Consider the following 26,202-nt stretch of genomic DNA (forward strand, 5'->3'; position numbering starts at 1 on the left):
TGATTGTCCGGCGGGGTCTCGCACACCCCGACCGGGAGGCGGGTCGGCGTCGCGGACGACGCCGACCCGCTCGGTCAACGGAGCGAGGCGAGCAGCGCGGGGAGCGCCGCGGCCACGTCGGTGACGGTCAGGGTGAGCACCGGACGGCCGTGCTCGGCGAGCACCTTCGCGTCGCCGGCGGCCTGCGCCTGGACCAGCTGTCCGAAGGTGAACGGGCTCTCCGGGATCTCGAGGTCGCGCTCGGCGACCTGCGTGATCTGGAGGAACACGCCGTTGGCGGGACCGCCCTTGTGGTACTGACCCGTCGAGTGCAGGAACCGAGGTCCCCAGCCGAACGTCACGGGGCGCTTCGTGCGCGCCGCGAGAGCGTCGCGCAGCGTCTCGAGCTCCGGGTTCGCGACCCGATCGATGTACGCCTGGATCGACACGTAGCCGTCGTCGTCGAGATGCGACAGCAGCGCCGTCACAGCGCTGTCGAGCGACTCCCCGACCTCGAGGCCGCCGACCTGACGCACCTCGACGCCCTCGGCCGTGAAGGCCGGGGGAGTCGGAGCGGGTCGGTCGTCCAGGAGAGCCCGCGTCGCGATCTTCGCGGACTCGACGTCGGGCTGGTCGAACGGGTTGATGTCGAGCAGTCGACCGGCGACGGCGACCGCGTACTCCCAGACCATGATCTGACCGCCGAGCGAGCCGGAGATCTCCACCTCGCCGGGGGCGACCTCACGGGTCTCCGCTGCGTTGGCGACGAGGCGCACCACCTGCACGTCGTGCAGGTCGAGCGAGATCTCCGGTCCGTCGGTGCCGAGGACGACGGGCAGGAGCCCACGCCCCTGCTTGCCGGTGGACTCGGCGATCAGCTGCTCCGCCCAGTCGGGGAACCCGATGATGTGCGTGCCGTCGGCGACGATGGCGATCTTGTCGCGCAGCGGCTGAGTGCCGGCGATGACGGCGCCGAGCACGAGCCCCGGGTTGTCGACGGAGTCCTGCGCGAGCTCGACGGTGACGGCGTCGGCCTCACTGAGCAGCTCGCGGATGTCGGCACCGGCCAGACCGGACGGCACGAGACCGAAGGCGGACAGCGCCGAGTAACGACCGCCGATGTTGGGGTCGGCGTTGAAGACGCGGTAACCGGCTTCCCGGGCGGAGGCGTCCAGGGGCGAACCCGGATCGGTCACGACCACGATGCGGTCCACGGGATCGATGCCGGCGTCACGGAAGGCCTTCTCGAAGGTCTTGCGCTGGCTGGCGGTCTCGACGGTCGAGCCCGACTTCGACGACACGACGAGCACGGTGCGCTCGAGGCGGTCGGCGAGGGCCGTCAGGACCTGACCGGGCTCCGTGGCGTCGAGCACCGTCAGCTCGACGCCGTAGGTGCGTGTGATGACCTCGGGAGCCAGCGACGAACCGCCCATGCCCGCGAGCACGACGTGGTCGACGCCCTTGCCCGCGAGCTCCTCGCGGAGCTCGGCGATCTGGTCGATCAGCGGGGTCGAGACGACGACCGCCTCCGTCCAGCCGAGTCGCTTGGCCGACTCGTCCTCCGCGTCAGGACCCCAGAGAGTGGGGTTCTGAGCGGTGATGCCGGAGGCGATCAGGTCGTCGACCAGCTGCGGGACGACCTTCTCGATGGCTTCCGCGGCGGCGCCGCTCGCTGCGATCGTGATGGTCACTTGGCGGCCTCGGCGGGCTTCGACGCCTCGAGCGCGGCGGTGACGGTGTCGAGCAGTTCGTTCCAGGAGACGATGAACTTCTCCACGCCCTCCTTCTCGAGCAGCTCGGTGACCTCGTCGTACGAGACGCCCTGGGCGGCGATGGCGTCCATGACCTCGTTGGCGGAGGCGTAGGAGGAGCTGATCGAGTCGCCGCGGATGTCACCGTGGTCGAAGGTCGCCTCGAGCGTCTTCTCGGGCATCGTGTTGACGACGTCGGCCGCGACGAGCTCGACGACGTACGTCGTGTCGAGCACGTTCGGGTCCTTCACACCGGTGGAGGCCCAGAGCGGACGCTGCTTGTTGGCACCGGCGGCCAGCAGGCCCTTGGCGCGCTCGGTGTCGAAGGCCTGCGTGTAGACCTCGTAGGCGAGCTGGGCGTTCGCGACGCCGGCCTTGCCCTTGAGGGCCTTCGCCTCGTCGGTTCCGACGGCGTCCAGGCGCTTGTCGATCTCGGTGTCGACGCGCGACACGAAGAACGAGGCGACCGAGTGGATCGTCGTGATGTCGATGCCGGCGGCCTTGGCCTGCTCGAGACCGGTCAGGTAGGCGTTGATGACGGCGCGGTAGCGCTCGAGGCTGAAGATCAACGTGACGTTGACGCTGATGCCCTGGGCGATCACCGCGGTGATGGCCTCGAGGCCCTCGACCGTCGCGGGGATCTTGATGAGCGCGTTGGGACGACCGACCTTCGCGGCCAGCTTGATCGCCTGGTCGATGGTGCCCTGGGCGTCGTGGGCCAGACCGGGCTCGACCTCGATCGACACACGGCCGTCGAATCCCTTCGAGCTGTCGTAGATCTCGCGGAAGATGTCGCTGGCACGCGTCACGTCGTCCGTCGTGATCTCGAAGACGGCGTCGGTGACGCTCACGCCGCTCTTCGCGAGGAGCGCGACCTGGTCGTCGTACGCCTCGCCCTTGGCCAGAGCCGAGGCGAAGATCGTGGGGTTCGTGGTGACCCCCACGACGTTGCGCTCGGCGATGAGCTTCTGGAGCCCGCCCGCGTTGATGCGCTCACGCGACAGGTCGTCGAGCCAGATGCTGACGCCGGCGGCGGACAGCTGTGCGGTGTTTGATTCGGTCATTTCTCTTCTTCTCTCTTCTTCGCGGGCGCTCAGAGAGCGGCCAGCGAGTCCTTGACGGCTGCGACGGCGGCTTCGGTCGTGATGCCGAACTCGCGGTAGAGCGTCTTGTAGTCGGCGGAGGCACCGAAGTGCTCGATCGAGATGCTGCGGCCGGCGTCGCCGACGATCGCACGCCACGGCATCGCGATGCCGGCCTCGATGGACACGCGCGCCTTGACGGCGGCGGGCAGGACGGATTCCTTGTACTCGGCGCTCTGCTCGGCGAACCACTCGAGGCTGGGAGCCGAGACGACCCGGGCGTTGATGCCCTCGCTCTTGAGCACCTCGCGGGCCTCGACGGCGATCTGCACTTCGGAGCCGGTGGCGATCAGGATGACGTCCGCCGTGCCTCCCGGAGCCTCGGCGAGGACGTAGGCGCCCTTCGCGACGTTCTTCGCCGAGGCGAAGGTGTCGCCGCTGGCGTCGCCCTCTCCGCGTTCGAAGACGGGGAGGTTCTGGCGGCTGAGCGCCAGACCGGCGGGGCCGCTGTGTCGCTCGAGGATGGTCTTCCAGGCCCAGGCGGTCTCGTTGGCGTCGGCCGGACGGACGACGTCGAAGTCGGGGATGGCGCGCAGCGCGGCCAGCTGCTCGACCGGCTGGTGGGTGGGGCCGTCCTCGCCGAGGGCGACGGAGTCGTGCGTCCACACGTAGGTGACGGGCGACTTCATGAGAGCCGCGAGACGCACTGCAGGACGCATGTAGTCGCTGAAGATCAGGAAGGTCCCGCCGAACACGCGCGTGTTGCCGTGCAGTGCGATGCCGTTCATGATCGAGCCCATGGCGTGCTCGCGGATGCCGAAGTGGAGGACGCGCCCGTAGGGGTTGCCCTGCCATTCGTGCGTCGACCACTCGGTCGGGACGAACGAGCCACCGCCCGCGATCGTGGTCAGGTTCGACTCGGCCAGGTCGGCGGAGCCACCCCAGAACTCGGGGACGACCTCGGCGATGGCGTTGATGACCTTGCCCGAGGCGGCACGGGTGGAAACCTCTTTGTCGGTCGGGAAGACGGGCAGAGCCGCGTCGAGGCCCTCGGGCAGCTCGCCCTTGAGGACGCGGTCGAGCAGCGTCTTCTTGTCGGGGTTGGCGGTGGCCCACTCGTCGAACGACGTGGTCCACTCGGCGTGCTGCGCCTGACCGCGCTCGACGGCCTTGCGGGTGTGCTCGAGCACCTCGGGGTCGACGTCGAAGGTCTTCTCCGGGTCGAAGCCGAGGACCTCCTTGAGGCCGGCGAGCTCTTCGGCGCCGAGTGCGGAGCCGTGGATCTTGCCGCTGTTCTGCTTCTTGGGCGAGGGCCAGCCGATGATCGTCTTGAGGATGATCAGCGACGGCTTGCCGGTCTCGGCCTTGGCGGCCTCGATGGCGTCGTTCAGGGCGCGGACGTCTTCGACGTACTCGCCCGTCTTCTTCCAGTCGACGACCTGGACGTGCCAGTCGTAGGACTCGTAGCGCTTGTGGACGTCTTCGGTGAAGGCGATGTTCGTGTCGTCTTCGATCGAGATCTGGTTGGAGTCGTAGATGACGACGAGGTTGCCGAGCTGCTGGTGGCCGGCGAGCGAGGAGGCCTCGCTGGTGACGCCCTCCTGCAGGTCGCCGTCGCCGGCGATCACGTAGACGTGGTGATCGAACGGCGAGGTGCCGACGGCCGCCTCGGGGTCGAAGAGCCCACGCTCGAAGCGGGCGGCGTAGGCCATGCCCACGGCGGAGGCCAGACCCTGACCCAGAGGTCCGGTCGTGATCTCGACGCCGTCGGTGTGTCCGTACTCGGGGTGACCCGGCGTCTTCGAACCCCAGGTGCGGAGGGCCTTGAGGTCGTCGAGCTCGAGGCCGTAGCCACCGAGATAGAACTGGACGTACTGCGTCAGCGAGCTGTGACCGACCGAGAGGATGAAGCGGTCGCGACCGATCCACTCGCTGTCGCTCGGGTCACGGCGCATGACCTTCTGGAAGAGGAGGTAGGCGGCGGGCGCCAGGCTCATCGCCGTGCCGGGGTGGCCGTTTCCGACCTTCTCGACCGAGTCGGCCGCGAGAACGCGGACGGTGTCGACTGCCTTGTTGTCAATGGATTCCCATTGCAGATCTGCCACTGGAAGTTGACCCTTCTTGATGCGGATTGCGCGGGGTCGATTCGCTCCCGCGCTGACATGCGCCTGCCGAGACGTCGTCGGCTTCGGTCGAACGCACACCGCAGGGTGGGATCAAGACGGGGAAATGGGTTCCGATGTCGGAGATTCCAGCGCCGAACGGGCGTGCGACTGGCAAGCACCTGTCAGTATAGGGACGAACATGCCGGTCCTGCCCGCATGTGACTCCCAGAGAACCGTCACCGCCGACGATCATCGCCTAGACTTTTCGAGCAATCCGCTCATCTCGTTAGAGGACTCATGACCGCAGCCGTAGACACCCGCCCCGACACCGAACCCCGGGGCATCCGTCGCAAGGCTCGGGCCTACGTCGCCCTCACGAAACCCCGCGTGATGGAGCTCCTGCTCGTCACCACGGCGCCGACCATGTTCCTGGCGCAGGGCGGGGTGCCGAATCTGTGGCTCGTCGCCGCCACGCTGATCGGTGGCGCCTTGAGCGCGGGCTCGGCCTCTGCCTTCAACTGCTACATCGATCGCGACATCGATCGGATCATGAAGCGGACGCAGGGTCGCCCGCTCGTGACCGGCGAGGTGTCCGATCGCGAGGCGCTCGTGTTCTCGTACGTGGTGGGTGTCGCGTCGATCGCGTGGCTCGCGCTGACGGTCAATCTGCTGTCCGCCGCTCTGTCGCTCGGCGCCATCCTCTTCTACGTCGTCGTATACACGCTCTGGCTGAAGCGTCGCACGCCTCAGAACATCGTCTGGGGCGGCATCGCCGGGTGCATGCCCGTACTGATCGGCTGGGCGGCGGTGACGAACTCGCTCACCTGGGCGCCGGTCATCCTCTTCATGGTGATCTTCCTCTGGACGCCGCCCCACTACTGGCCGCTGTCGATGAAGTACCGCGACGACTACGCGGCCGCCGAGGTGCCCATGCTCTCCGTGGTGCGCGGTCGATCGATCGTCGGGCTGCAGGTCATCCTCTACGCCTGGGCCACGGTCGTCTGCTCGCTGCTGCTCATCCCCGTCGCCGGCATGGGCGTCCTCTACACGGTCGTGGCCGTCGCCAGCGGACTCTGGTTCATCTGGGAGTCCCACCGGCTGTACAGCCGCGCGATCCAGCAGGTGGCCGAGGTCCGACCCATGCGGGTCTTCCACAGCTCGATCACGTACCTCACGCTGCTCTTCCTGGCGGTCGGCATCGACCCGCTCCTGGCCTTCTGAGCCGGTCCGAGAGCAGATCAGATCCGCGCGACGTCCCGTTCCATCGGAGCGTCGATCTCGTCGGGCGCCTGGTCGTTCTTGAGAGACAGGACGACCGCGGTCATGGCGGCCACGAGCAGCGCCGACAGCACCATGTGGCTTCCGACCAGCACGGGCGGAAGACCGGTGCGGGCCTGGGTGATGCCGACGGCGATCTGGACGAGTTCGACGCCCAGCAGGAGGACGGGGAACCGCCGGGGGAGACCGGCCCTGATGGTCCACACGACGATCGCGATGGTCAGGGCGAGCGTGGCGTAGGCCGGCCAGCTGTGGACGTGATCCATGACGGCCGGGTCGAGTCCGTTGCGAGGTGTGGCGGCGTCGCCGGCATGCGGACCGGATCCCGTGGTGAGGATGCCGACGATCACCGTGACGCCGACGACGGCCGCCGCGACGTGCACGAGTCGGGCGTAGCCGCTCGACGTCGCCGCGTACGCCCCGCGTGGTCCCTTGAAGACGCGCCAGAGGAGCACGGTCGTCAGCGCGACGAGGAAGATCGACACGACGAAGTGCGCACCCACGATGTAGGGGTTGAGACCCGTCAGCACCGTGACGCCGCCCAGAGCCGCCTGGAACGGGATGCCGAGACCCTGGATGAGCGTCAGGACGAAGAGGTCGCGTCGGACGGCGCGCATCCGGATGACGGCCAGGAACGCGAGTATCACGACGATCGTGAGCACGAAGGTGAGCAGACGGTTGCCGAACTCGATGACGCCGTGGATCCCCATCTCGGGGGTGCTGACGAACGACTCGGGCGTGCACCGCGGCCACGTGGGGCAGCCGAGACCCGACCCGGTGAGCCTGACCGCGCCTCCTGTGCCGATCAGGAGGACCTGGCAGGCGAACGACGCCCAGGCGATGATGCGGACCCGTCGGTCGACCGTCGTCGGCAGCCACGACCTGACGCGCGACAGCATTCCGACCGGACCCACCTGTGTGTTGCTCACGAACTGCTGCCTTTCGTCGCTTTCGGCGCTTCGACCTGTAGAATCAACGGGTTCAGGAACACAACCCGGTATGGCGTCGACGTCGACGCACATGGTCTGCTCGGACCGATGTGAGTACGGCGGCTTGGCCGCCCTACGAAGAACGAGTCTAGGCAACGCGCACCTGTCATCCGACCGTGAATAAGGTCGTAGAGGTGCGGGTGACGGCCGCCGGTGTGGTCGCCTCGCGTCGCGAGTGGCTGAGCCACAACAAGAGCGGATCCCGACGGGGCCCGCTCGCAGGAAGGGCGTGGGAATGGTCATCCGTCTCCCCGTGTTCGCTCCGGCAGAAGGAAGAGGTTAGAGATGTCAGACGTGTTGATCGATCGACCAGAGCTCGCAGGCCTGGGCCAGTACGAGTTCGGCTGGGCCGACTCCGACGCGGCGGGCGCCTCGGCGCGGCGCGGCGTGTCACCCGAGGTCGTCTCGGACATCTCGGCGCTCAAGAACGAGCCCGAGTGGATGCTCAAGAACCGCCTCAAGGGGCTCGCCCTCTTCGAGAAGAAGCCGATGCCGACCTGGGGAGCAGACCTCTCCGGCATCGACTTCGACAACATCAAGTACTTCGTCCGCTCCACCGAGAAGCAGGCGACCACCTGGGACGACCTCCCGGACGACATCAAGAACACCTACGAGAAGCTCGGGATCCCCGAAGCGGAACGCAACCGTCTCGTGGCCGGTGTCGCCGCGCAGTACGAGTCCGAGGTGGTCTACCACCAGATCCGCGAGGACCTCGAGCAGCAGGGTGTCATCTTCATGGACACCGACACGGCCCTGCGCGAGCACCCCGAGCTCTTCCAGGAGTACTTCGGGACCGTGATCCCGGCCGGCGACAACAAGTTCGCGGCGCTCAACACCTCCGTCTGGTCGGGTGGATCCTTCGTCTACGTCCCCAAGGGCGTCCACGTCGAGATCCCCCTGCAGGCCTACTTCCGTATCAACACGGAGAACATGGGTCAGTTCGAGCGCACGCTGATCATCGCCGACGAGGACAGCTACGTGCACTACATCGAGGGCTGCACGGCTCCCATCTACAAGTCCGACTCGCTGCACTCGGCGGTCGTCGAGATCGTCGTCAAGAAGAACGCCCGCGTCCGCTACACGACGATCCAGAACTGGTCGAACAACGTGTACAACCTGGTCACCAAGCGCGCCATCGCTCACGAGGGAGCGACGATGGAGTGGATCGACGGCAACATCGGGTCCAAGGTCACGATGAAGTACCCGTCCATCTACCTGGTGGGCGAGCACGCCAAGGGCGAGACCCTCTCCGTCGCCTTCGCGGGCCCCGGCCAGCACCAGGACGCCGGCGCGAAGATGGTCCACATGGCGCCGTACACGACGTCCTCCATCGTGTCGAAGTCCATCGCCCGTGGAGGCGGCCGCGCAGGCTACCGCGGCGAGATCCGCGTTGACCCGTCCGCGCACCACTCGGCGAACACCGTCCGCTGCGACGCTCTGCTGGTCGACACGATCTCCCGATCCGACACGTACCCTGCCATCGACATCCGCGTCGACGACGTCCAGCTCGGTCACGAGGCGACCGTGTCGCGGGTCAGCGAAGAGCAGCTCTTCTACCTGATGTCGCGCGGCATGGCCGAAGACGAGGCCATGGCGATGATCGTGCGCGGCTTCATCGAGCCCATCGCCCGAGAGCTGCCCATGGAGTACGCGCTCGAACTCAACAAGCTCATCGAGATGAGCATGGAAGGATCCGTCGGCTAGATGTCTGCCGCAGCACCCACCACCACAGACAGCAGCACCTCCGAACGCGTCCAGCACGGCGCCGGAGCCCACACCGACGGCGGATGGGGTCTCGTACCGGTCCAGACCCGGTCAGGTCGCTTCTCGTCGACCGATCCCGCGGCCTTCCCCGACGTGACCGGTCGCGAGGTCGACTGGAAGCTCAGTCCGGTCGCGCGCCTCCGTCCCCTCATCGACGGTCCTCTCGACGGTTCCCCTTACGCCTATCTCGCCCGCGAGACGGGCGGGGCGACGGTCGACTGGGTCGACGCGTCCCATGCACGGGTCGGCACCGCCGGAACTCCCGAAGACAAGGCCTCGGCGAACGCCTGGGCGAGCGTCGAGAAGGTCCTCCTCGTCGAACTGGCCGGCGAGGAGCCCTCCACGGTGACCATCGGTCGCTCGGGGCTCGACCGCGAACCGCGCGCCGGTCACACCGTCATCCACGCCGCCGCCCACACGACCTCTCTCGTCGTTCTGCGGAACACGGGCTCGGCGCGACTCGTCGAGAACGTCGAGATCGTGGTCGACGACGGCGCCCACCTCACCGTGGTGACGCTCCAGGAGTGGGACGACGACGCGGAGCACCTCGCCAGTCACTTCGCCACGATCGGGCGCGACGCGCAGTTGAAGCACTTCGTCGTCAGCCTCGGCGGGTCCATCGTGCGGGTCAACCCGTCGGCGCATCTCGCCGGCCAGGGCGCCGACACCGAGCTCTACGGTGTCTACTTCGCCGACGCGGGCCAGCACCTCGAGCAGCAGGTGTACGTGAACCACGACGCGCCGAACTCGCGGAGCCGGGTAAACTACAAGGGCGCGCTCCAGGGCGAGGGCGCTCGGACGGTCTGGATCGGCGACGTCCTGATCGGGCGCACCGCACCGGGCACCGACAGCTACGAGCAGAACCGCAACCTGGTGCTCAGCGAGGGCACGCGGGCCGACTCGATCCCCAACCTCGAGATCGAGACCGGTGACATCCAGGGCGCGGGTCACGCCAGCGCCACGGGTCGCTTCGACGACGAGCACCTGTTCTACCTGCAGTCGCGCGGCATCTCCGAAGACGAGGCACGTCGCCTCGTGGTCCTCGGGTTCCTCAGCGAGGTCGTCCAGAAGATCGGCGAGCCCGAGCTCCAGGATCGTCTGATCGCGGCTCTCGAGGTCGAGCTCACCTCGGCTCCCGGAACCGGGGCGGTCACCCGATGAGCGTCAAGATCTGCGGAGTCGACGACGTCACGCCGTCACAAGCGCTCCGCGTCGTCGTCGACGGGGTCGCCATCGCCGTCGTGAAGGACAGCGCCGGCACGATCCACGCGATCGGCGACACCTGCACCCACGGAGACATCTCCTTGGCAGAGGGCTTCGTCGAGGACGACACCCTCGAGTGCTGGGCCCACGGCTCCAAGTTCGAGCTCACGACCGGCAAGCCGCTCACCCTCCCCGCCTACGAACCCGTCCCGGTCTTCGCCGTCTCCGTCGTCGACGGCGACGTCTACGTCGACACCAGTGCCACGCCCTCGCCGGCGGGCGTCGCACAGTAAGGAAAACGCATCATGTCCACACTCGAGATCCGAGACCTCAAGGTCAGCATCGACACCGATCAGGGCGTCAAGCCCATCCTCAAGGGCGTCGACCTGACGATCAACGAGGGAGAGATCCACGCCGTCATGGGGCCCAACGGCTCCGGCAAGTCCACACTCGCCTACACGATCGCCGGTCACCCGCGCTACAACGTCGACGGCGGCTCCATCCTCCTCGACGGCCGTGAGGTCCTCGACATGACCGTCGACGAGCGCGCCAAGGCCGGTCTGTTCCTCGCGATGCAGTACCCCGTCGAGATCCCCGGCGTCACGGTCGCGAACTTCCTCCGCACGGCCAAGACCGCCCTGGACGGCGAAGCGCCTGCAATCCGGAGCTGGGTCAAGGACCTGCGGACGCACATGTCGGACCTCAAGATGGACCCGTCGTTCGCCGAGCGCAACGTCAACGAGGGGTTCTCCGGCGGCGAGAAGAAGCGTCACGAGATCATGCAGCTCGAGCTTCTCAAGCCCAAGTTCGCGGTACTCGACGAGACGGACTCCGGTCTCGACGTCGACGCTCTGAAGATCGTCTCCGAGGGTGTCAACCGGGCCAAGGCCAACACGGGTCTCGGGCTGCTGATGATCACGCACTACACGCGCATCCTCCGCTACATCAAGCCCGACTTCGTGCACGTCTTCGTCGACGGTCACGTCGCCGAGCAGGGCGGGCCCGAGCTCGCCGACCGTCTCGAGGACGAGGGCTACGACCGTTACGTCACCGCAGCCGCCGCCGAGGCCGCTGCGGCGGTGAACTGACCATGGCCGTCGCACTGGCACCCGAGAAGTTCGACGAGGTCGCCGAGGCGCTGAAAGAGGTCGTGGACCCCGAGCTGGGTGTCAACATCGTCGACCTCGGTCTGATCTACGACCTCGCCATGGACGAAGAGCACGAGAACGCGCTCATCATCAGCATGACGCTGACATCCGCCGGATGCCCCCTCACCGACGTCATCGAGGGCGACACGGCGAACGCCCTCGACGGCGTCGTGGACGCGTTCCGCATCAACTGGGTGTGGATGCCGCCGTGGGGCCCCGACCGGATCACCGACGACGGTCGCGACATGATGCGCTCGATCGGCTTCTCGATCTGATCCACGACGACGACGAAGAACCCCTGACCACTGTGGTGGTCAGGGGTTCTTCGTCGTCCGGGGAGAACCCGACGTGCCTCCGAGGAGGCGCGGGTCGCGCCCCGCAGGACGCCTCCTAGCGGTCGCGTCGTCCGAGCACCCGCCACGCCACCGGCAGCGCTGCGGCGGCGATGAGCCACTTGGCCACGCCGCCGACGATGAACGGGTAGAGGCCCGCGGCCAGCACGCTCTGCAGGTCGGCGGGGAATCCGAGCTGACCGAGAACGACGGCCAGGTAGGGGAGTCCGACGACGAAGGGGACGAGGCTCGCGGCGAAGAACGCGGCCGCCGAACGGAACCACTTCTTGTCCCAGTCGCGCTCGGACAGCCAGCCGATGAGGCCGGCGGCGAGCACGAAGCCGATGATGAAGCCGAAGCTCGGCTTCAGGACGCTGAGCGGACCGCCGGAGAACTCGGCGAAGATCGGCAGCCCCGCCACACCCAGCACGAGGTAGGTGAGCAGCGAGAGCGCGCCGCGGCGGGCGCCGAGGCTCGCACCGACGAGCATGACCCCGAGCGTCTGACCGGTGACGGGCACGGGCCAGACGGGGACCTGGACCTGAGCGAGCACCGAGACGACGGCGACGCCACCGAGCACGAGAGCCGCATCGGTCGCTCGGCTGGAGGTCACGAACCGGTCGGCGAGCACCGGTCGTGAGGTCGATGCGGTGGCGTTCGTCATGCAGTCTCCTAGAATGGGTAGGTTGATCGGCCTGAGGGCGGGTCGACGCCCATGCGCACGGCCCCTCACGACACGATGTGATCATTTTAGGGGCGACCCAACGGCGGGCGGCGTTGTGGACATCTCCCCAATCGATTGGACTTCTGCTGTGCTTTCCGTGCACGACCTCGAGATTCGCGTCGGCGCGCGCCTGCTGATGGAAGATGTGACGTTCCGCGTCGACAAGGGCGACAAGATCGGCCTGGTCGGTCGCAACGGCGCCGGCAAGACGACCATGACCAAGACGCTGGCCGGCGAGACCCTCCCGACGGGGGGCTCCATCGAGAAGACCGGCGAGATCGGCTACCTCCCTCAAGACCCTCGCAGCGGCAACCCGGAGGACCTCGCCCGCACGCGCATCCTCGACGCCCGCGGCCTCGGCCAGATCCTCCTGGGCATCCAGGAGGCCTCGATGGAGATGGGCAGCGACGACCCGGCGGTCGCGGCCCGCGCCATGAAGCGCTACGGCGATCTCGACGATCGCTTCAACGCGCTCGGCGGATACGCGGCCGAGGCGGAGGCCGCATCGATCGCCAGCAACCTCAGCCTGCCCGACCGCATCCTCGAGCAGCCGCTGTCGACCCTCTCGGGCGGTCAGCGTCGACGCATCGAGCTGGCGCGCATCCTCTTCTCCGCGGCCGACACGATGATCCTCGACGAGCCGACGAACCACCTCGACGCCGACTCCGTCGTCTGGCTCCGCGAGTACCTCAAGACGTACCAGGGCGGCGTGATCGTGATCAGTCACGACATCGAGCTCGTGGAAGAGGTCGTCAACCGCGTGTTCTACCTCGACGCCAACCGCCAGGCGATCGACATCTACAACATGGGTTGGCGCAACTACCAGCGCCAGCGCGCCGCCGACGAGGAGCGCCGCAAGAAGGAGCGCTCGAACGCCGAGAAGCAGGCGAGCGCGCTGCAGAAGCAGGCGGCTCGATTCGGCGCGAAGGCGTCGAAGGCCGCCGCGGCCCACCAGATGGTCGCCCGTGCCGAGAAGCTGCTCGCGGGCCTCGACGAGGTCCGCGCGGTCGACCGTGTGGCGAAGCTGCGGTTCCCGACACCGGTCGCCTGCGGCAAGACCCCGCTGATGGCCTCGAACCTCTCGAAGAGCTACGGCTCGCTCGAGATCTTCACCGCCGTCGATCTCGCGATCGACCGGGGCTCGAAGGTGGTCATCCTCGGGTTGAACGGTGCGGGCAAGACCACGCTGCTGCGCATCCTCGCGGGTGTCGACGAACCCGACACCGGGCAGCTGGAGCCGGGTCACGGTCTCCGTGTCGGCTATTACGCCCAGGAGCACGAGACGATCGACGTCAAGCGCAGCGTCCTCGAGAACATGGTCTCGTCCTCGCCGAACATCACCGAGATGGAGGCGCGGCGCGTGCTCGGTTCGTTCCTCTTCACGGGAGACGACTCGGCGAAACCGGCCGGGGTGCTCTCGGGCGGAGAGAAGACCCGACTCGCCCTCGCGATGATCGTCGTCTCCGGCGCCAACGTCCTGCTGCTCGACGAGCCCACGAACAACCTCGACCCCGCCAGCCGACTCGAGATCCTCGACGCCCTGGCCAACTACGAGGGCGCCGTGGTGCTGGTCAGTCACGACGAGGGCGCCGTCGAGGCGCTGAATCCCGAACGCGTGCTCATCATGCCCGAGGGCACCGAAGACCACTGGACGCCCGACTACAGCGAGCTCATCAACCTGGCCTGATCCGCAGCGTCGCGACGGGGGAGGGCGAGCGTCAGCGACCGACGGCGTCGAGGATCTCGTCTTCGACGTCGTCGTCGTGGCGCGGCCGGGCCGCGCGACGTCGGCGTCGTTCGTCGGCTCGCTCGTCGTCGCCGTCCTCCAGCGCCTCCTCGGCGTCGGCCCGGTTGTTCCGCTGCTCCTGGCGGATCACGTAGAAGAGGAACAGGAACGCCCCTGCGGCGAACATGATCCACTGCACGAAGTACGACAGGTTGAGACCGGTGTCGATCTCGGGTTCGGCGTACTTGACGGGAGCCGTCGCCGGCGTCGGGCTCTCAGCCATGAGCTGGCCGTACGCGGCCGAGTAGATGGCCCCGTCGACCTGCTTCTGCACCTCGCTGAGCTGGATGGTGGCGATCTGGTTCGTGCCTGCGACCGCGGTGCGATCGCCGACGGCCGGCTCGCCGGGCTTGAGCCGCGCCGTCACGGTCACCTCGCCCGACGGCGGCGCGGGGATCTCGTCGGGGGCGTCCTGGTCGTTGCCGGTGGGCACCCAGCCGCGGTCGACGACGAAGACGTCGCCGCCGTCGATGCGGAACGGCACGAGGACGGCGAACCCCGGCTGGCCGTTGTACGGCCGGTTGCGGACGAGCAGGGTCTCGTCGACCAGGTAGCGACCCGTCATCTCGACGGGCTGCCACTCGTCGGCCGCATCGTACGAGTCGAGCGACGGCAGAGCCTCCGCCACGGACACGGGCGCCGCGTCGTAGCGCTGCTCGAGCTGATGGACGACCGCCATCTTCTCCTCGTGCCGGTTCCACTGCCAGTTGGCGAGCATGGCGCAGATCAGGGCGAAGGCCACGACCACACCGAGGTATCCGAGCCACTTCTTCGAGAGGACCGCGCGCCAACCGGTCACGTCGCGGCTCCGACCGAGTCGACGGTCACACCCGCTGCCGTGACGACGACGGGGAAGTCGCGCGCCAGGAGGAAGTCGCTGAGATAGTCGACGTGCTCGTCGCAGGCCGACCAGACCTTGACGCGTTCGAGACCGTGGATCTTGGGGTTCCGCCAGTTGACCGACCGGGTCGCCACCGCGGTGCAGCCGGCACGCGAGCACTGGACGCGATCGGGCCCGACATCACCGAGACCGAGCATCAGGCCGTGCCTCCGCGGCCCCGCCGCTCGGATCCGTCGTCGCTGCTCGGCTCGTGCCAGCTGGGTGTCGCGGTGGGAGGTGCCCACGGCTGCTCGGGCTGACGGTACGTCTCGATTGCGCCGGGCCGCTCGACGTTCTGACCGGGGTCGTGGCCCACGTTCACGAGCACCACGGCGAAGTAGGGGATGAGCACGGCTCCCGCGACGGGGAGCAGCGTCCACCAGCTGAGGGGGATCACGAAGCACAGCGCGATGCAGACGATGCGGATGCCCATGGCCACCAGGTAGCGGATCATGCGGGCATGGCGATCGTCGGCCGGCGACGGCGGTAGCGAGGTGATCGGTTGCGATGTCTTCAATTCACTCACGGACTCTGTGTGCGTCTCGGGCGGGCGCCTCGAGCGATCTTAAGCCCTGTAGCCGACAGTAGGCTGGTGGGCGGTCCGGGCATCATCGGCCTGCGGACCACCCCCTTCAGCTCGCCCCGAGGAGACTCCCATGACCACGCCCCGTACCGTCCTCGTCACGGGAGGCAACCGCGGCATCGGCTACACGATCGCCGAGGAGTTCGTCGCCGCCGGGCACCGCGTGGCCGTCACCGCCCGCAGCGGGTCCGGCCCCGAGGGCTCCCTCACCGTCGTCGCCGACGTGACCGACCCCGAATCGGTCGACGCGGCGTTCACGACCGTCGAGGCCGCGCTCGGCCCGGTCGAGGTCGTCGTCGCGAACGCGGGAATCACGAGGGACGTCCTGTTGATGCGCATGACGGAAGAGGACTTCTCGTCGGTCGTCGACACGAACCTCGGCGGGGCCTTCCGCGTCGTCAAGCGCGCGTCGAAGAACATGCTCAAGGCGCGCTTCGGCCGCATCGTGCTCGTCTCGAGCGTCGTCGGTCTCTACGGCGGCGCCGGTCAGGCGAACTACGCCGCGTCGAAGAGCGCGCTCGTCGGCTTCGCGCGCTCGCTCACCCGCGAGGTCGGCGCCCGGGGCATCACGGCCAACGTCGTCGCCCCCGGCTTCGTCGAGACCGACATGACGGCCGTCCTGGCGCCCGAGAAGCAGGCCGAGTACAAGAAGTCGATCCCCGCCGGGCGTTACGGGACGGCGACCGAGGTCGCCCGCACGATCACCTGGCTGGCCGGCGACGACGCCGCGTACATCTCCGGTGCGGTCATCCCGGTCGACGGCGGTCTCGGCATGGGTCACTGACCGGAGCGGAGACCGAGGAGGCGCGGCTCGGATACCGGCACCGCGCCTCCTCGGCTGGTCAGCGGCCCGACAGGCCCATGACCGCGAGCACCTGCGAGAGCTCCGGGTCGGCCACCACGAGGTCGGCCTGCGCCCGCACCCGGGGCTTGGCGTTGAACGCGATCGAGAGCCCCGCGGCGCGCATCATCTCGAGGTCGTTGGCCCCGTCGCCGACGGCGATCGTCTGACCGAGGGGGATGCCGAACTCGGTCGCCCAGGCCGTCAGGCACTCCGCCTTGACCGCGGCGTCGACGATCGGCCCGGTCGTCTCGCCGGTGAGCCGCCCGGAGGCGACGTCGAGTCGGTTCGCGCGCCACCGGTCGAGACCGAGCGACTCGGCCAGCGGGTCGAGGGTCTCGTGGAACCCGCCGGACACCACGGCCACACGACTGCCGTGCCGGTGCAACCCGGCCACGAGCTCCGCCGCGCCCGGAGTCGGACGCACACGGGCGACGACGTCGTCGACGACCGAGACCGGCAGCCCCTCGAGCGTCTTGACGCGGGCGGCGAGGCTCTCGGCGAAGTCGAGCTCGCCCGCCATCGCGCTCTCGGTGATGCGGGCGACCTCGTCTCGCGAGCCGGCCGCCTCGGCGAGGAGGTCGATGACCTCGTCGCGGATCAGCGTGGAGTCGACGTCGAGGACGGTCAGGAAGCGCGGCACCCGCTCAGCCTAGGGGTGCCGCCAGCGTGCTCGTCGCCTACTGGTCGACCCGCACGCCCTTGCCGACGACGGTGATGCCGGACGGGGTCACCGTGAAGCCGCGGGCCCGGTCGGCCTCGTGGTCGACGCCGACCGACGCGCCCTCTGCGATGACGACGTCCTTGTCGAGGATCGCGCGGTTCACCGTCGCGTTCGGCCCGATGTGGGCCCTCTCGAACACGACCGAGTCGATGACCTTCGAGCCGGAGTCGAGCGTGCTCCACGGCCCGAGCACGCTGCGTTCGACGTGCGCGCCGGAGAGGAGCGAGCCGAGCGAGACGATGGAGTCGATGGTCGTGCCGAGGTTGCCGTGCCCGTCGCGCACGAACTTCGCCGGAGGCGAGTTCAGCTGCTGACTGAAGATGGGCCAGTCGGTGTTGTAGAGGTTGAAGATCGGCAACGCCGAGATCAGGTCGCGGTGCGCGTCGTAGAACGAGTCGATCGTACCGACGTCGCGCCAGTAGTAGCGGTCGCGCTCCGTCGAGCCGGGGACCTCGTTGCGGTTCAGGTCGTAGACGGCCGCGTCGCCCCGCGAGACGAAGTCGGGGACGATGTCGCCGCCCATGTCGTGGTCGGAGTCGGCGTTCTCGCCGTCGCGCAGCACCGCGTCGATCAGGACGTCGGCGTCGAACACGTAGTTGCCCATCGACGCGAGGATCTCGTCGGGGGAGTCGGGCAGACCGACCGCGTCCTTCGGCTTCTCGAGGAAGCGCCCGATGCGCGTCGGGTCGTCGGAGTCGACCTCGATGACGCCGAACTGGTCGGCGAGGGAGATGGGCTGGCGGATCGCCGCCACCGTGACGCCGGCACCCGAGGCGATGTGCGCCTCGATCATCTGGGAGAAGTCCATGCGGTAGACGTGATCCGCCCCGACGACGACGACGATGTCGGGCTTCTCGTCGCGGAGGAGGTTCAGGCTCTGCAGGATGGCGTCGGCGCTGCCGGCGAACCACCGCTTGCCGAGACGCTGCTGGGCGGGGACGGAGGCGACGTACGCCCCGAGGAGCCCCTCGATGGACCAGGTCTGCGAGACATGCCGGTCGAGGCTGTGCGATTTGTACTGCGTCAGCACGACGATCTGACGGAGACCCGAGTTGATCAGATTCGACAGGGCGAAGTCCACCAGACGGTAGTTGCCGCCGAACGGCACGGCGGGCTTCGCCCGGTCGGCCGTCAGGGGCATGAGTCGCTTGCCTTCGCCGCCGGCGAGGACGATGCCGAAGATCTTCTTTGATGCCATGAGGTCAGAATGGCACGTTTCGTCGCGGCACGACTACGGTGACTCTCGTGCGAGTCGATGTCATCACCAAGGAATATCCGCCGAACGTCTACGGAGGCGCCGGCGTCCACGTCGTCGAGCTCGTCAAGGCCCTGCGCGAGTCGATAGACGTGCGTGTGCGCGCCCTCGGCGACGTCGACGACGAGCCGGGCACGACGGGCTACCCCGAGATCCCCGCCCTCGCGTCGGCGAATCCCACTCTGCGGACCCTCGGCAGCGACCTCCTCGCCGCCCAGGACGTCGCCGGTGCCGACGTCGTGCACAGCCACACCTGGTACGCCAACGCGGCCGGCCAGCTGGCGCAGATGCTGCACGACGTGCCGCACGTGCTGACTGCTCACAGCCTCGAGCCCCTCCGCCCCTGGAAGGCCGAGCAGCTCGGCGGCGGCTACCGTGTGTCGAGCTGGATCGAGCGTCAGGCCTACGAGACCGCCGATGCGGTCATCGCGGTGAGCGAGGGCATGCGCCGCGACATCCTGCGGTCGTACCCCACCATCGACGAGGGCAAGGTCAGCGTCGTCTACAACGGGATCGACCTCGACGCCTGGCGCCCCGTCACCGACGACGACGTCGTCCGGTCGCTCGGCATCGACCCCGACCGCCCGTCCGTGGTCTTCGTCGGTCGCATCACGCGGCAGAAGGGTCTGCCGTACCTGCTCCGCGCCGCGCGCCTCCTGCCTCCCGAGGTCCAGCTCGTCCTCTGCGCCGGAGCCCCCGACACCCCCGAGATCATGGCCGAGGTCACGGCCCTCGTGCACGAGCTGCAGGAGGCGCGGACCGGCGTCGTCTGGATCGATCGCGTGCTCCCGCGGCACGAGCTCAGCGCCGTGCTCACCTCGGCGACGACCTTCGTCTGCCCCTCGATCTACGAGCCGCTCGGCATCGTGAACCTCGAGGCCATGGCCTGCGGCGTGCCCGTCGTCGGCTCGGGCACCGGCGGCATCCCCGAGGTCGTCGCCGACGGACTCACCGGGCGCGTCGTCCCCCTCGACCAGGCGCAGGACGGCACGGGGACGCCCACCGACCCCGATCGCTTCGTCCGGGACCTCGCCGGGATCCTCATCGACGTCGTGTCAGACCCGGGCCTCGCGAAGCTGATGGGTCGAGCCGGCCGGATGCGCGCCGAGGCGGAGTTCTCGTGGTCGCGGATCGCCGAGCGGACCCTCGGGGTCTACGCCGGACTCCGTCGATAGGCTGGGGTCATGCCTACCGTCCTGAAGCTGTCCGATGTCTCGATCGTCCGGGGCGGCAAAGCCGTCGTCGACACCGTCAGCTGGAGTGTCGAGTCCGACGAACGCTGGGTCGTGCTCGGCCCCAACGGCGCCGGCAAGAGCTCGCTGCTGCAGGTCGCCGCGGCGCAGTCGCACCCGTCCTCCGGCACCGCCGAGGTGCTCGGCGGAGACCTCGGCTCCGTCGACCTCTTCGACCTCCGCCCCCGCATCGGGTTCGCGTCGACGACGATCGCCCGTCGGATCCCGCCGAAGGAGAAGGTCGTCGACGTCGTCCTGACCGCCGCCTACTCGGTGACCGGCCGCTGGAACGAGGAGTACGAGAACGTCGACGTGCGCCGTGCCCATCGCGTCCTCGACGAATGGAACCTCGATCACCTGGCGGATCGCACCTTCGGCGAGCTGAGCGACGGCGAGCAGAAGCGGGTGCAGATCGCCCGGGCCGTGATGACCGACCCCGAGCTCCTCCTGCTCGACGAACCCGCCGCGAGCCTCGACCTCGGCGCCCGTGAGGAGCTTCTCCAGATGCTCTCCGGGTACGCGCAGTCGCACGACGCGCCTGCCATCGTCATGGTGACGCACCACGTCGAGGAGGTGCCCCGCGGTTTCACCCACGCGCTCCTCCTCGATCACGGCTCGGTCGTCGCGGCCGGGCCGCTCGCCGAGGTCCTCACGGCCGAGACGCTCGGTGCGACGTTCGGCGTCTCGCTCGAGGTCGAGGTGCGCGACGGGCGATACTCGGCGCGCGCGGCCGGTTGACCCGCGCCTCCTGCGTTCCCGGCCTCTCGTCTGGTATCGTTCATAGCTGGTCCGAGACTCAGGTCTCGTGGCCGCCGACGGAAACGTCCCCAGACATCCACTCCATCACTCGTTCGCTAGACCTAGGACAATCATGAAGACCGACACCCACCCCGAGTACAAGCCGATCGTCTTCCGCGACCTCGCATCGGGCGCCACGTTCCTGACGCGCTCGACGACGACGAGCGACAAGACCATCGAGCTCGACGGTGAGACCTACCCGGTCATCGACGTCGAGATCTCGTCCGAGTCGCACCCGTTCTACACGGGCAAGCAGCGCATCCTCGACTCGGCCGGTCGCGTCGAGAAGTTCAACTCGCGCTACAAGAACTTCGGCAAGTAGACCTCGATCTCTTCCGCCTGACGGGGCGGTCCACTTCGGTGGGCCGCCCCGTTTCGCGCGCCTGGGGACGGCCTTCTGCGGATGCGGCCGCTTGTGCAGGTCGCGGCGCCCGCAGTCGGAGTGTCGGCGGCGGACTCAGCCGCTGATCGGCCGCTGCGGCCAGTCGCCCCAGGCGACGAACGTCGGGTCTTTGCTGCGACGCATGTACTGCTGGAAGCTCTCGGCCTGGGTCTGGCACCAGTCGATCTGGAGATCGTGCAGCCGGGTCGACGGGACCGCCAGCTGGTCGGGGAACTTCTCGGCCATGGCCTGGGCCACCCGGCCGGCTGCGATGGCATCCGCCCCGGCATCGTGAGCGTCGTCGAGGGTGACGCCGTACACGCCGGCGGCGGCCTCGAGCGTGCGCTTCCCCTTGCGGTACCGGTCGACGGCCTTGTCGATGACGAGCGGGTCGACGACGCACCCGATGGTGCTGACGTCGCCCAGCGGCTCGATGCCGTGCCGACGCGCCTCACGGTCGAGGAGGGTCAGGTCGTACGGCGCGTTGTAGACGACCAGCGGGACACCACGGGCGAACACCGCACGGACCGCGGCGACGACCTCGGCGACGACCTCGGCCGCGGGGCGCCCCTCGGCACGGGCCTGCTCGGTGGAGATGCCGTGCACCGCGCTCGCCTGCTCGGGGATCTCGACACCCGGGTCGGCGAGCCAGGCGCCGTGCGCGATGCTCGTGCCGTCGGCGTCGATCAGGCCGACGTGAGCCGTCACGATGCGAGCCGTCTCGACGTCGATTCCGGTCGTCTCGAGGTCGAAGACCCCGAGCGCCTTCCACCACTCGGACGGCACCGGCCCGGCCGCGAACCCGCCGCCAGCGGATCCGTCGCCGGAGACCGCCTCGTCAGACGGTGCGTTCGGGGAGAGGTCGGTGTCGGTCACGCCTCGAGTTTACGAGGCACCACCGACGACGCCCTGACCGGTGTTCGGCACGTCACCGACGTGGAGCCAGAAGAACGCCTGCGTGCCGAGGGTGAGCGTCACGCGACCCTCGTCGTCGAACGAGGGGAACTGGGCTCCGCCGAAGAGGTCGTAGAGCGTCCGACCCGCGAACTGCGGGGCGTGGATCGTGACCGACGTCGGGTTGTGAGCGAACGAGAAGACGCACAGGATGTCTTCGGCCGAGTCGCCGAACTGCGTCTCGGACCCCTCGTACGAGCGGACGAACGAGAGCACCGACTCGTGGTCGGTGTCGAGCACCGACAGGGTCCCCATGCCGAAGGTGGGGTGCGCCTTCCGCACGTGGATCACGTTGCGGATCCAGTGGAGCAGCGAGCGCGACTGCGCCAGCTGGCTCTCGACGTTGACCAGGTTGTAGTTGAAGACGAGCGACTGCACGACGGGCAGGAACAGCTTGCCCGGGTCGGCGGTCGAGAAGCCGGCGTTGCGGTCGGGCGTCCACTGCATGGGCGTGCGCGACGAGTCGCGGTCGGGCAGCCAGATGTTGTCGCCCATGCCGATCTCGTCGCCGTAGTACAGGAACGGGCTGCCCGGCAGCGCGAACAGGAGGGCGTGCACGAGCTCGAGCTCCGCGCGCGAGTTGTCGAGCAGCGGCGCGAGGCGACGACGGATGCCGATGTTCGAGCGCATGCGAGGGTCGTAGGCGTACCAGCCGTACATCGCCTGCCGGTACTCCTCGCTGACCATCTCGAGGGTGAGCTCGTCGTGGTTGCGGAGGAACACCGCCCAGGCGGCGCCCGGGGGCACCTCGGTGGTCTCGGCGAGAATCCGCTTCAGCTCGCCGCCGTGCTGGGCGCGCAGCGAGTAGAAGATGCGGGGCATGACGGGGAAGTCGAACGCCATGTGGCACTCGGGCTCGTCTTCGGTGCCGAAGAACGCGGCGGTCTCGGCGGGCCACTGGTTGGCCTCGGCGATGAGCACCCGCCCCGGGAACTCCTCGTCGACCATCGCACGCAGGCGCTTGATGAACTCGTGGGTCGCGGGCTCGCCCTCGCCGTTGCCCTCCTCGGTCTCGAAGAGGTACGGGATGGCGTCGAGTCGCAGACCGTCGACGCCCATCGACAGCCAGTGGCGCACGACGTCGAAGACGGCCTCCTGGACGGCGGGGTTCTCGAAGTTGAGGTCGGGCTGGTGCGAGAAGAAGCGGTGGAAGAAGAACTGGCGTCGCACCGGGTCGAAGGTCCAGTTCGACTCCTCCGTGTCGACGAAGATGACGCGGATGTTCTCGTACTCGTCGTCGGTGTCGCGCCAGACGTAGAAGTCGCCGTAGGGGCCCTCGGGGTCTTCGCGGCTCTGCTGGAACCACTCGTGCTGGTCGGAGGTGTGGTTCAGCACCATGTCGATGACGATGCGCATGTTGCGCTCGTGCGCCTTGGTGACGAGGTCGCGGAACTCGTCGAGCGTGCCGAACTCGGGCAGGATCGACTTGTAGTCGGCGATGTCGTACCCGCCGTCGCGGAGCGGCGACTGGAAGAACGGCGGCAGCCAGAGCGCGTCGACCCCGAGCCACTGGAGGTAGTCGAGGCGGGAGTGCAGACCCTGGAGGTCGCCCGCCCCGTCCCCGTTGCTGTCGACGAACGAGCGGACCATCACCTCGTAGAAGACGGCACGACGGTGCCAGTTCGGGTCGAGGGTCAGTCCGGGCTGCTGAATCGGGGCAGTGAAGCTCACGCGTGCAACTCTACGGTGGCTCGCGTCCCTTCGCGCGTCGGGTTCAAGGTGCGGCTCGTAGACTCGCGGGGTGATCGTCCGAGAGCCCCGCGTCCCGTCGCCCTACCGTTCGCGCCTCGCGGCGTTCGATGTCGAGGAGCGGGTCGCCGAGGTCGCCGGCAGCTCGACCCGCTACTGGACGTACGAGCCCGTGGGCCCCGAGGAGGCGCGGGTCACCGTCGTCGCCGTCCACGGCTTCCGCGGCGATCACCACGGTCTCGAGCCCGTCGTTGCGCATCTCACCGGGGTCCGGGTGATCATGCCCGACCTTCCCGGCTTCGGCGAGTCGTCGCCGCTCGCGGGCGAGCACAGCGTCGAGGCCTACGCGGCCTGGCTGACCGCGTTCGTCGAGGCGATCGGTCTCGGCGACGACGTCGTCGTGCTGGGTCACTCGTTCGGGTCGATCGTGACGTCGGCCGCCGTCGCCTCCGGGCTCCGCGCCTCCCGACTCGTCCTCGTCAATCCGATCGCGGCGCCGGCGCTGCAGGGCCCGAGGGGCGTGGTGACGCGCCTGGCCGTCTTCTACTACTGGGCCGGGGCCGCGCTGCCCGAGCGCTCCGGGCTCGCCGCCCTGCAGAGCCCTCTCGTCACGCGGTTCACGAGTCTCGCCATGGTCAAGACGCACGACCGCGGTCTGCGGCGGTGGATCCACGATCAGCACGACTCGTACTTCTCCCGGTTCTCCGACCGCCGTGTCGTGCTCGACGCCTTCCGCGCCTCCGTCTCGAGCGATGTCAGCACGTACGCGGCTGGCGTCGACGTGCCCACGTTGCTCGTCGCGGCCGATCGCGACGACATCACGGCTCTGCCCGCGCAGCACGAGCTCCGGGCGCTCTTCCCCGACGCGACCCTCGCTGTCATCGACGGGGTCGGTCACCTCATCCACTACGAGAAGCCCCGCGAGGCCGCCGCCGCGGTCGAGGCGTTCGTGCGATGAGGGTCGTCGTCGACTGCCGCTACATCAGGGTCGGGCGCCACGACGGCATCAGCCGCTTCACCGCGGGGGTGGTCGGGGCCCTGGCGACGACCCACGACGTGACCCTGCTCGTGAGCGACCCCCGGCAGCTCGACAAGCTGCCCGATCGACCGCACGTGCTCGTCAGCGCGCCCACGAGTCCCCTCGAGCCCCTCGTGGCGCTGCAGGTGAATCGTCTGCGACCCGACGTCGTGTGGTCGCCCATGCAGACGATGGGTTCGTTCGGGCGCCGCTACCCGCTCGTGCTCACGCTGCACGACCTCATCTACTACGCCAACCGCACGCCGCCCCCCGAGTTCGCCCTGCCGATCCGGCTGCTCTGGCGGCTGTACCACCTCGCCTGGTGGCCGCAGCGACTGCTGCTGAACCGCGCGGACGCCGTCGTGACCGTCAGCCGGACGACCCTCGACGAGATGCGCCTCCATCGACTCACCCGCCGACCCGTCACGGTCGTGACCAACGCGGCGGACCCGGTCGAGGCCGCGCCCCCACGCGCGGCGCCTCGTCACCGCGACCTCGTGTACATGGGCTCGTTCATGCCGTACAAGAACGTGTCGGCGCTGGCGAGGGCGCTTCCGCTGCTCGACGGGTACCGGCTGCATCTGATGAGCCGGGTGTCGGAACGCGAGCGCGCCTCCTTGTCGGCCCTGGCCCCCGCCGGGTCGCTGGTGTTCCACGACGGTGCGAGCGACGACGAGTACCGCGACGTGCTGCTCGGTGCGACGGCGGTCGTGACGGCCTCGCGTGCCGAGGGCTTCGGCATCCCCCTGGTCGAGGGGATGGCGCTCGGCACCCCGGCCGTGGTCAGCGACATCCCGATCTTCCGTGAGATCGGCGGCGAGGCCGCGGTCTACTTCGACCCCGAGTCGCCCGCCTCGATCGCCGCGGCGGTGCGTCGGCTCGAGCGCGAGTGGGCCGCCCGGTCCGCCGCCTCGATCGCCCAGGCCGGGCGATTCGCCTGGGACGCCTCGGCGTCGGCCCTCGCCGACGTGCTCGAGTCGGTCTCGGCGGCGCGCGGCACCACGACCCGCAGCTGACCCCTCCGAGGAGGCGCGGGCTCAGTCGCGCCCGCCGGCCTCCGACTCGAGGGCGTTCTGATAGTCGAAGTCGAACGTGCCGGGTCGCTCGGACTCGACCTCGATCGGGTCGTCGAACTCGCGCAGCACCAGATCGCCCCCGTCGGAGGCGAACGAGTGGATCGATCCGTTGCGGATCGGGATGCCCGCATGCGCCTCCGTGTCGGGGGAGACGTGGTTGACCACGGCGCGGATGACCGCTCCGTGCGTGGCCACGACGACGAGCCCGCCGTCGTGCCTGCGGGCGATGTCGGCCAGGGCGGGCAGCACCCGGGCCACCAGGTCGGTGCGGCTCTCGCGTCCTGGCACGGGGGTGCCCGCCGGGAAACGGGCTTCGACCTCGGTTCCGGTCAGGCCCTCCGCCTCGCCGTAGCGGCGCTCGGCGATCGCGGGGACGTGCAGAGGAGCGGGGAGCCCCAGGACGTCGGCGATGATCGCCCCCGTCTCGGCGGCGCGCACGAGGGGGCTCGCCACGACCGCGGTCACCCGCCTCCGCGACAGGAGGTCGCCGGTCTCGCGGGCCTGCGACCGCCCCAGGTCGTTCAGGGGGATGTCGGTCGCGCCCTGGATGCGCCGCGCACGGTTCCAGTCGGTCTCACCGTGTCGCACCAGGTACAAGAGGGTCACCGTCGTTCCTCCGATCGGCGGAA

Annotated in this window: 26 protein-coding genes; 13 read left to right on the forward strand and 13 right to left on the reverse strand. The window is 68.8% G+C overall.

Annotated features, from left to right (window positions below; translation table 11 throughout):
- Positions 1–74 precede the first annotated feature (74 nt).
- The 3 genes from SOM11_RS03485 to tkt are packed head-to-tail and all read right to left on the reverse strand — an operon-like array spanning position 75 to position 4,917.
- On the reverse strand, positions 75–1,670 hold the full coding sequence (locus tag SOM11_RS03485) for a glucose-6-phosphate isomerase (RefSeq protein ID WP_320477191.1): 1,596 nt from the start codon (positions 1,668–1,670) through the stop codon (positions 75–77).
- A complete protein-coding gene (gene tal, locus SOM11_RS03490) occupies positions 1,667–2,794 on the reverse strand; it encodes a transaldolase (protein ID WP_192060358.1) in 1,128 nt (375 codons plus the stop codon). The genes SOM11_RS03485 and tal overlap by 4 nt, the downstream gene beginning before the upstream one ends.
- A 29-nt stretch (positions 2,795–2,823) precedes the next feature.
- The gene (gene tkt / locus SOM11_RS03495; protein WP_320477192.1) at positions 2,824–4,917 is read right to left on the reverse strand and encodes a transketolase; all 2,094 of its coding nucleotides are present in this window, start codon (positions 4,915–4,917) and stop codon (positions 2,824–2,826) included.
- Positions 4,918–5,214: 297 nt separating this feature from the next.
- Between tkt and SOM11_RS03500 the strand changes: the two genes are divergently transcribed.
- Positions 5,215–6,138: a heme o synthase gene (locus SOM11_RS03500; protein WP_192060360.1), complete on the forward strand. Its 924-nt coding sequence runs from the start codon at positions 5,215–5,217 to the stop codon at positions 6,136–6,138.
- 17 nt (positions 6,139–6,155) lie between these two features.
- Here SOM11_RS03500 and SOM11_RS03505 read toward each other — a convergent pair whose 3' ends face one another.
- The gene (locus SOM11_RS03505; protein ID WP_414655446.1) at positions 6,156–7,094 is read right to left on the reverse strand and encodes a COX15/CtaA family protein; all 939 of its coding nucleotides are present in this window, start codon (positions 7,092–7,094) and stop codon (positions 6,156–6,158) included.
- Positions 7,095–7,469: 375 nt separating this feature from the next.
- Here SOM11_RS03505 and sufB point away from each other — a divergent pair, with 375 nt between their 5' ends.
- The 5 genes from sufB to SOM11_RS03530 are packed head-to-tail and all read left to right on the forward strand — an operon-like array spanning position 7,470 to position 11,574.
- Positions 7,470–8,888 carry a Fe-S cluster assembly protein SufB gene (sufB, locus tag SOM11_RS03510; protein ID WP_192060362.1) on the forward strand — a complete coding sequence of 473 codons (1,419 nt, stop codon included), beginning with the start codon at positions 7,470–7,472 and terminating at the stop codon, positions 8,886–8,888.
- On the forward strand, positions 8,889–10,109 hold the full coding sequence (gene sufD, locus SOM11_RS03515; RefSeq protein WP_320477194.1) for a Fe-S cluster assembly protein SufD: 1,221 nt from the start codon (positions 8,889–8,891) through the stop codon (positions 10,107–10,109).
- Positions 10,106–10,444 carry a non-heme iron oxygenase ferredoxin subunit gene (locus SOM11_RS03520; RefSeq protein WP_192060364.1) on the forward strand — a complete coding sequence of 113 codons (339 nt, stop codon included), beginning with the start codon at positions 10,106–10,108 and terminating at the stop codon, positions 10,442–10,444. Before sufD ends, SOM11_RS03520 begins: the two co-directional genes overlap by 4 nt.
- A gap of 12 nt (positions 10,445–10,456) precedes the next feature.
- Complete coding sequence (gene sufC, locus SOM11_RS03525) at positions 10,457–11,239, forward strand: Fe-S cluster assembly ATPase SufC (RefSeq protein WP_243213432.1); 783 nt, start codon at positions 10,457–10,459, stop codon at positions 11,237–11,239.
- 2 nt (positions 11,240–11,241) lie between these two features.
- Positions 11,242–11,574 carry a metal-sulfur cluster assembly factor gene (locus SOM11_RS03530; RefSeq protein WP_192060366.1) on the forward strand — a complete coding sequence of 111 codons (333 nt, stop codon included), beginning with the start codon at positions 11,242–11,244 and terminating at the stop codon, positions 11,572–11,574.
- Between the two features lie 115 nt (positions 11,575–11,689).
- Here the strand turns inward: SOM11_RS03530 and SOM11_RS03535 are convergent, their stop codons facing one another.
- A complete protein-coding gene (locus tag SOM11_RS03535; protein WP_320477195.1) occupies positions 11,690–12,295 on the reverse strand; it encodes a biotin transporter BioY in 606 nt (201 codons plus the stop codon).
- 148 nt (positions 12,296–12,443) lie between these two features.
- Between SOM11_RS03535 and SOM11_RS03540 the strand changes: the two genes are divergently transcribed.
- Positions 12,444–14,042: an ABC-F family ATP-binding cassette domain-containing protein gene (locus tag SOM11_RS03540; RefSeq protein ID WP_192060368.1), complete on the forward strand. Its 1,599-nt coding sequence runs from the start codon at positions 12,444–12,446 to the stop codon at positions 14,040–14,042.
- A 31-nt stretch (positions 14,043–14,073) separates the two neighbouring features.
- Here SOM11_RS03540 and SOM11_RS03545 read toward each other — a convergent pair whose 3' ends face one another.
- From SOM11_RS03545 to SOM11_RS03555, 3 genes are read right to left on the reverse strand one after another with little or no spacing between them, the layout of a single operon-like run.
- Entirely contained in the window at positions 14,074–14,940 is an 867-nt protein-coding gene (locus SOM11_RS03545) for an SURF1 family protein (RefSeq protein ID WP_320477196.1), read from the reverse strand.
- A complete protein-coding gene (locus SOM11_RS03550; RefSeq protein ID WP_243213438.1) occupies positions 14,937–15,179 on the reverse strand; it encodes a hypothetical protein in 243 nt (80 codons plus the stop codon). Before SOM11_RS03550 ends, SOM11_RS03545 begins: the two co-directional genes overlap by 4 nt.
- Positions 15,179–15,547 (reverse strand): DUF3099 domain-containing protein, encoded by a 369-nt coding sequence (locus tag SOM11_RS03555; protein ID WP_308196137.1) that lies wholly within the window; start codon positions 15,545–15,547, stop codon positions 15,179–15,181. Before SOM11_RS03555 ends, SOM11_RS03550 begins: the two co-directional genes overlap by 1 nt.
- A 130-nt stretch (positions 15,548–15,677) precedes the next feature.
- Between SOM11_RS03555 and fabG the strand changes: the two genes are divergently transcribed.
- Entirely contained in the window at positions 15,678–16,388 is a 711-nt protein-coding gene (fabG, locus tag SOM11_RS03560) for a 3-oxoacyl-ACP reductase FabG (RefSeq protein ID WP_192060371.1), read from the forward strand.
- Positions 16,389–16,446: 58 nt separating this feature from the next.
- Here the strand turns inward: fabG and serB are convergent, their stop codons facing one another.
- On the reverse strand, positions 16,447–17,088 hold the full coding sequence (gene serB / locus SOM11_RS03565) for a phosphoserine phosphatase SerB (protein WP_192060372.1): 642 nt from the start codon (positions 17,086–17,088) through the stop codon (positions 16,447–16,449).
- A gap of 37 nt (positions 17,089–17,125) precedes the next feature.
- Positions 17,126–18,367 carry a glucose-1-phosphate adenylyltransferase gene (locus tag SOM11_RS03570; RefSeq protein WP_243213442.1) on the reverse strand — a complete coding sequence of 414 codons (1,242 nt, stop codon included), beginning with the start codon at positions 18,365–18,367 and terminating at the stop codon, positions 17,126–17,128.
- A gap of 47 nt (positions 18,368–18,414) precedes the next feature.
- Between SOM11_RS03570 and glgA the strand changes: the two genes are divergently transcribed.
- The 3 genes from glgA to SOM11_RS03585 all read left to right on the forward strand — a co-directional run bounded on the left by glgA (position 18,415) and on the right by SOM11_RS03585 (position 20,776).
- Positions 18,415–19,599 carry a glycogen synthase gene (gene glgA / locus SOM11_RS03575; protein ID WP_320477197.1) on the forward strand — a complete coding sequence of 395 codons (1,185 nt, stop codon included), beginning with the start codon at positions 18,415–18,417 and terminating at the stop codon, positions 19,597–19,599.
- Between the two features lie 9 nt (positions 19,600–19,608).
- The gene (locus tag SOM11_RS03580; protein ID WP_243213446.1) at positions 19,609–20,394 is read left to right on the forward strand and encodes an ABC transporter ATP-binding protein; all 786 of its coding nucleotides are present in this window, start codon (positions 19,609–19,611) and stop codon (positions 20,392–20,394) included.
- A gap of 133 nt (positions 20,395–20,527) precedes the next feature.
- On the forward strand, positions 20,528–20,776 hold the full coding sequence (locus SOM11_RS03585; RefSeq protein WP_192060376.1) for a type B 50S ribosomal protein L31: 249 nt from the start codon (positions 20,528–20,530) through the stop codon (positions 20,774–20,776).
- A 135-nt stretch (positions 20,777–20,911) separates the two neighbouring features.
- Here SOM11_RS03585 and SOM11_RS03590 read toward each other — a convergent pair whose 3' ends face one another.
- Positions 20,912–21,622 carry an exonuclease domain-containing protein gene (locus SOM11_RS03590; protein ID WP_192060591.1) on the reverse strand — a complete coding sequence of 237 codons (711 nt, stop codon included), beginning with the start codon at positions 21,620–21,622 and terminating at the stop codon, positions 20,912–20,914.
- Positions 21,623–21,721: 99 nt separating this feature from the next.
- Positions 21,722–23,461: a maltose alpha-D-glucosyltransferase gene (treS, locus tag SOM11_RS03595; protein WP_192060377.1), complete on the reverse strand. Its 1,740-nt coding sequence runs from the start codon at positions 23,459–23,461 to the stop codon at positions 21,722–21,724.
- A gap of 70 nt (positions 23,462–23,531) precedes the next feature.
- Between treS and SOM11_RS03600 the strand changes: the two genes are divergently transcribed.
- Positions 23,532–24,437 carry an alpha/beta fold hydrolase gene (locus tag SOM11_RS03600; RefSeq protein WP_320477198.1) on the forward strand — a complete coding sequence of 302 codons (906 nt, stop codon included), beginning with the start codon at positions 23,532–23,534 and terminating at the stop codon, positions 24,435–24,437.
- Positions 24,434–25,513, forward strand: a complete 1,080-nt coding sequence (locus tag SOM11_RS03605) for a glycosyltransferase family 1 protein (RefSeq protein WP_320477199.1) — start codon at positions 24,434–24,436, stop codon at positions 25,511–25,513. The genes SOM11_RS03600 and SOM11_RS03605 overlap by 4 nt, the downstream gene beginning before the upstream one ends.
- A 21-nt stretch (positions 25,514–25,534) precedes the next feature.
- Here SOM11_RS03605 and SOM11_RS03610 read toward each other — a convergent pair whose 3' ends face one another.
- Positions 25,535–26,179, reverse strand: a complete 645-nt coding sequence (locus SOM11_RS03610) for a histidine phosphatase family protein (protein ID WP_192060379.1) — start codon at positions 26,177–26,179, stop codon at positions 25,535–25,537.
- Positions 26,180–26,202: the final 23 nt, after the last annotated feature.

It is taken from the genome of Frigoribacterium sp. CFBP9029, from assembly GCF_034045305.1.
In the GTDB taxonomy this organism is placed as follows: domain Bacteria; phylum Actinomycetota; class Actinomycetes; order Actinomycetales; family Microbacteriaceae; genus Frigoribacterium.

Coding starts and splice junctions, on each gene's coding strand:
- tal (WP_192060358.1), bottom strand. CDS start 2,794: ATGACCGAATCAAACACCGCACAGCTGTCCGCCGCCGGCGTCAGCATC.
- SOM11_RS03500 (WP_192060360.1), top strand. CDS start 5,215: ATGACCGCAGCCGTAGACACCCGCCCCGACACCGAACCCCGGGGCATC.
- SOM11_RS03505 (WP_414655446.1), bottom strand. CDS start 7,094: ATGCTGTCGCGCGTCAGGTCGTGGCTGCCGACGACGGTCGACCGACGG.
- sufB (WP_192060362.1), top strand. CDS start 7,470: ATGTCAGACGTGTTGATCGATCGACCAGAGCTCGCAGGCCTGGGCCAG.
- sufD (WP_320477194.1), top strand. CDS start 8,889: ATGTCTGCCGCAGCACCCACCACCACAGACAGCAGCACCTCCGAACGC.
- SOM11_RS03520 (WP_192060364.1), top strand. CDS start 10,106: ATGAGCGTCAAGATCTGCGGAGTCGACGACGTCACGCCGTCACAAGCG.
- sufC (WP_243213432.1), top strand. CDS start 10,457: ATGTCCACACTCGAGATCCGAGACCTCAAGGTCAGCATCGACACCGAT.
- SOM11_RS03530 (WP_192060366.1), top strand. CDS start 11,242: ATGGCCGTCGCACTGGCACCCGAGAAGTTCGACGAGGTCGCCGAGGCG.
- SOM11_RS03535 (WP_320477195.1), bottom strand. CDS start 12,295: ATGACGAACGCCACCGCATCGACCTCACGACCGGTGCTCGCCGACCGG.
- SOM11_RS03550 (WP_243213438.1), bottom strand. CDS start 15,179: ATGCTCGGTCTCGGTGATGTCGGGCCCGATCGCGTCCAGTGCTCGCGT.
- fabG (WP_192060371.1), top strand. CDS start 15,678: ATGACCACGCCCCGTACCGTCCTCGTCACGGGAGGCAACCGCGGCATC.
- SOM11_RS03570 (WP_243213442.1), bottom strand. CDS start 18,367: ATGGCATCAAAGAAGATCTTCGGCATCGTCCTCGCCGGCGGCGAAGGC.
- SOM11_RS03580 (WP_243213446.1), top strand. CDS start 19,609: ATGCCTACCGTCCTGAAGCTGTCCGATGTCTCGATCGTCCGGGGCGGC.
- SOM11_RS03585 (WP_192060376.1), top strand. CDS start 20,528: ATGAAGACCGACACCCACCCCGAGTACAAGCCGATCGTCTTCCGCGAC.
- SOM11_RS03605 (WP_320477199.1), top strand. CDS start 24,434: ATGAGGGTCGTCGTCGACTGCCGCTACATCAGGGTCGGGCGCCACGAC.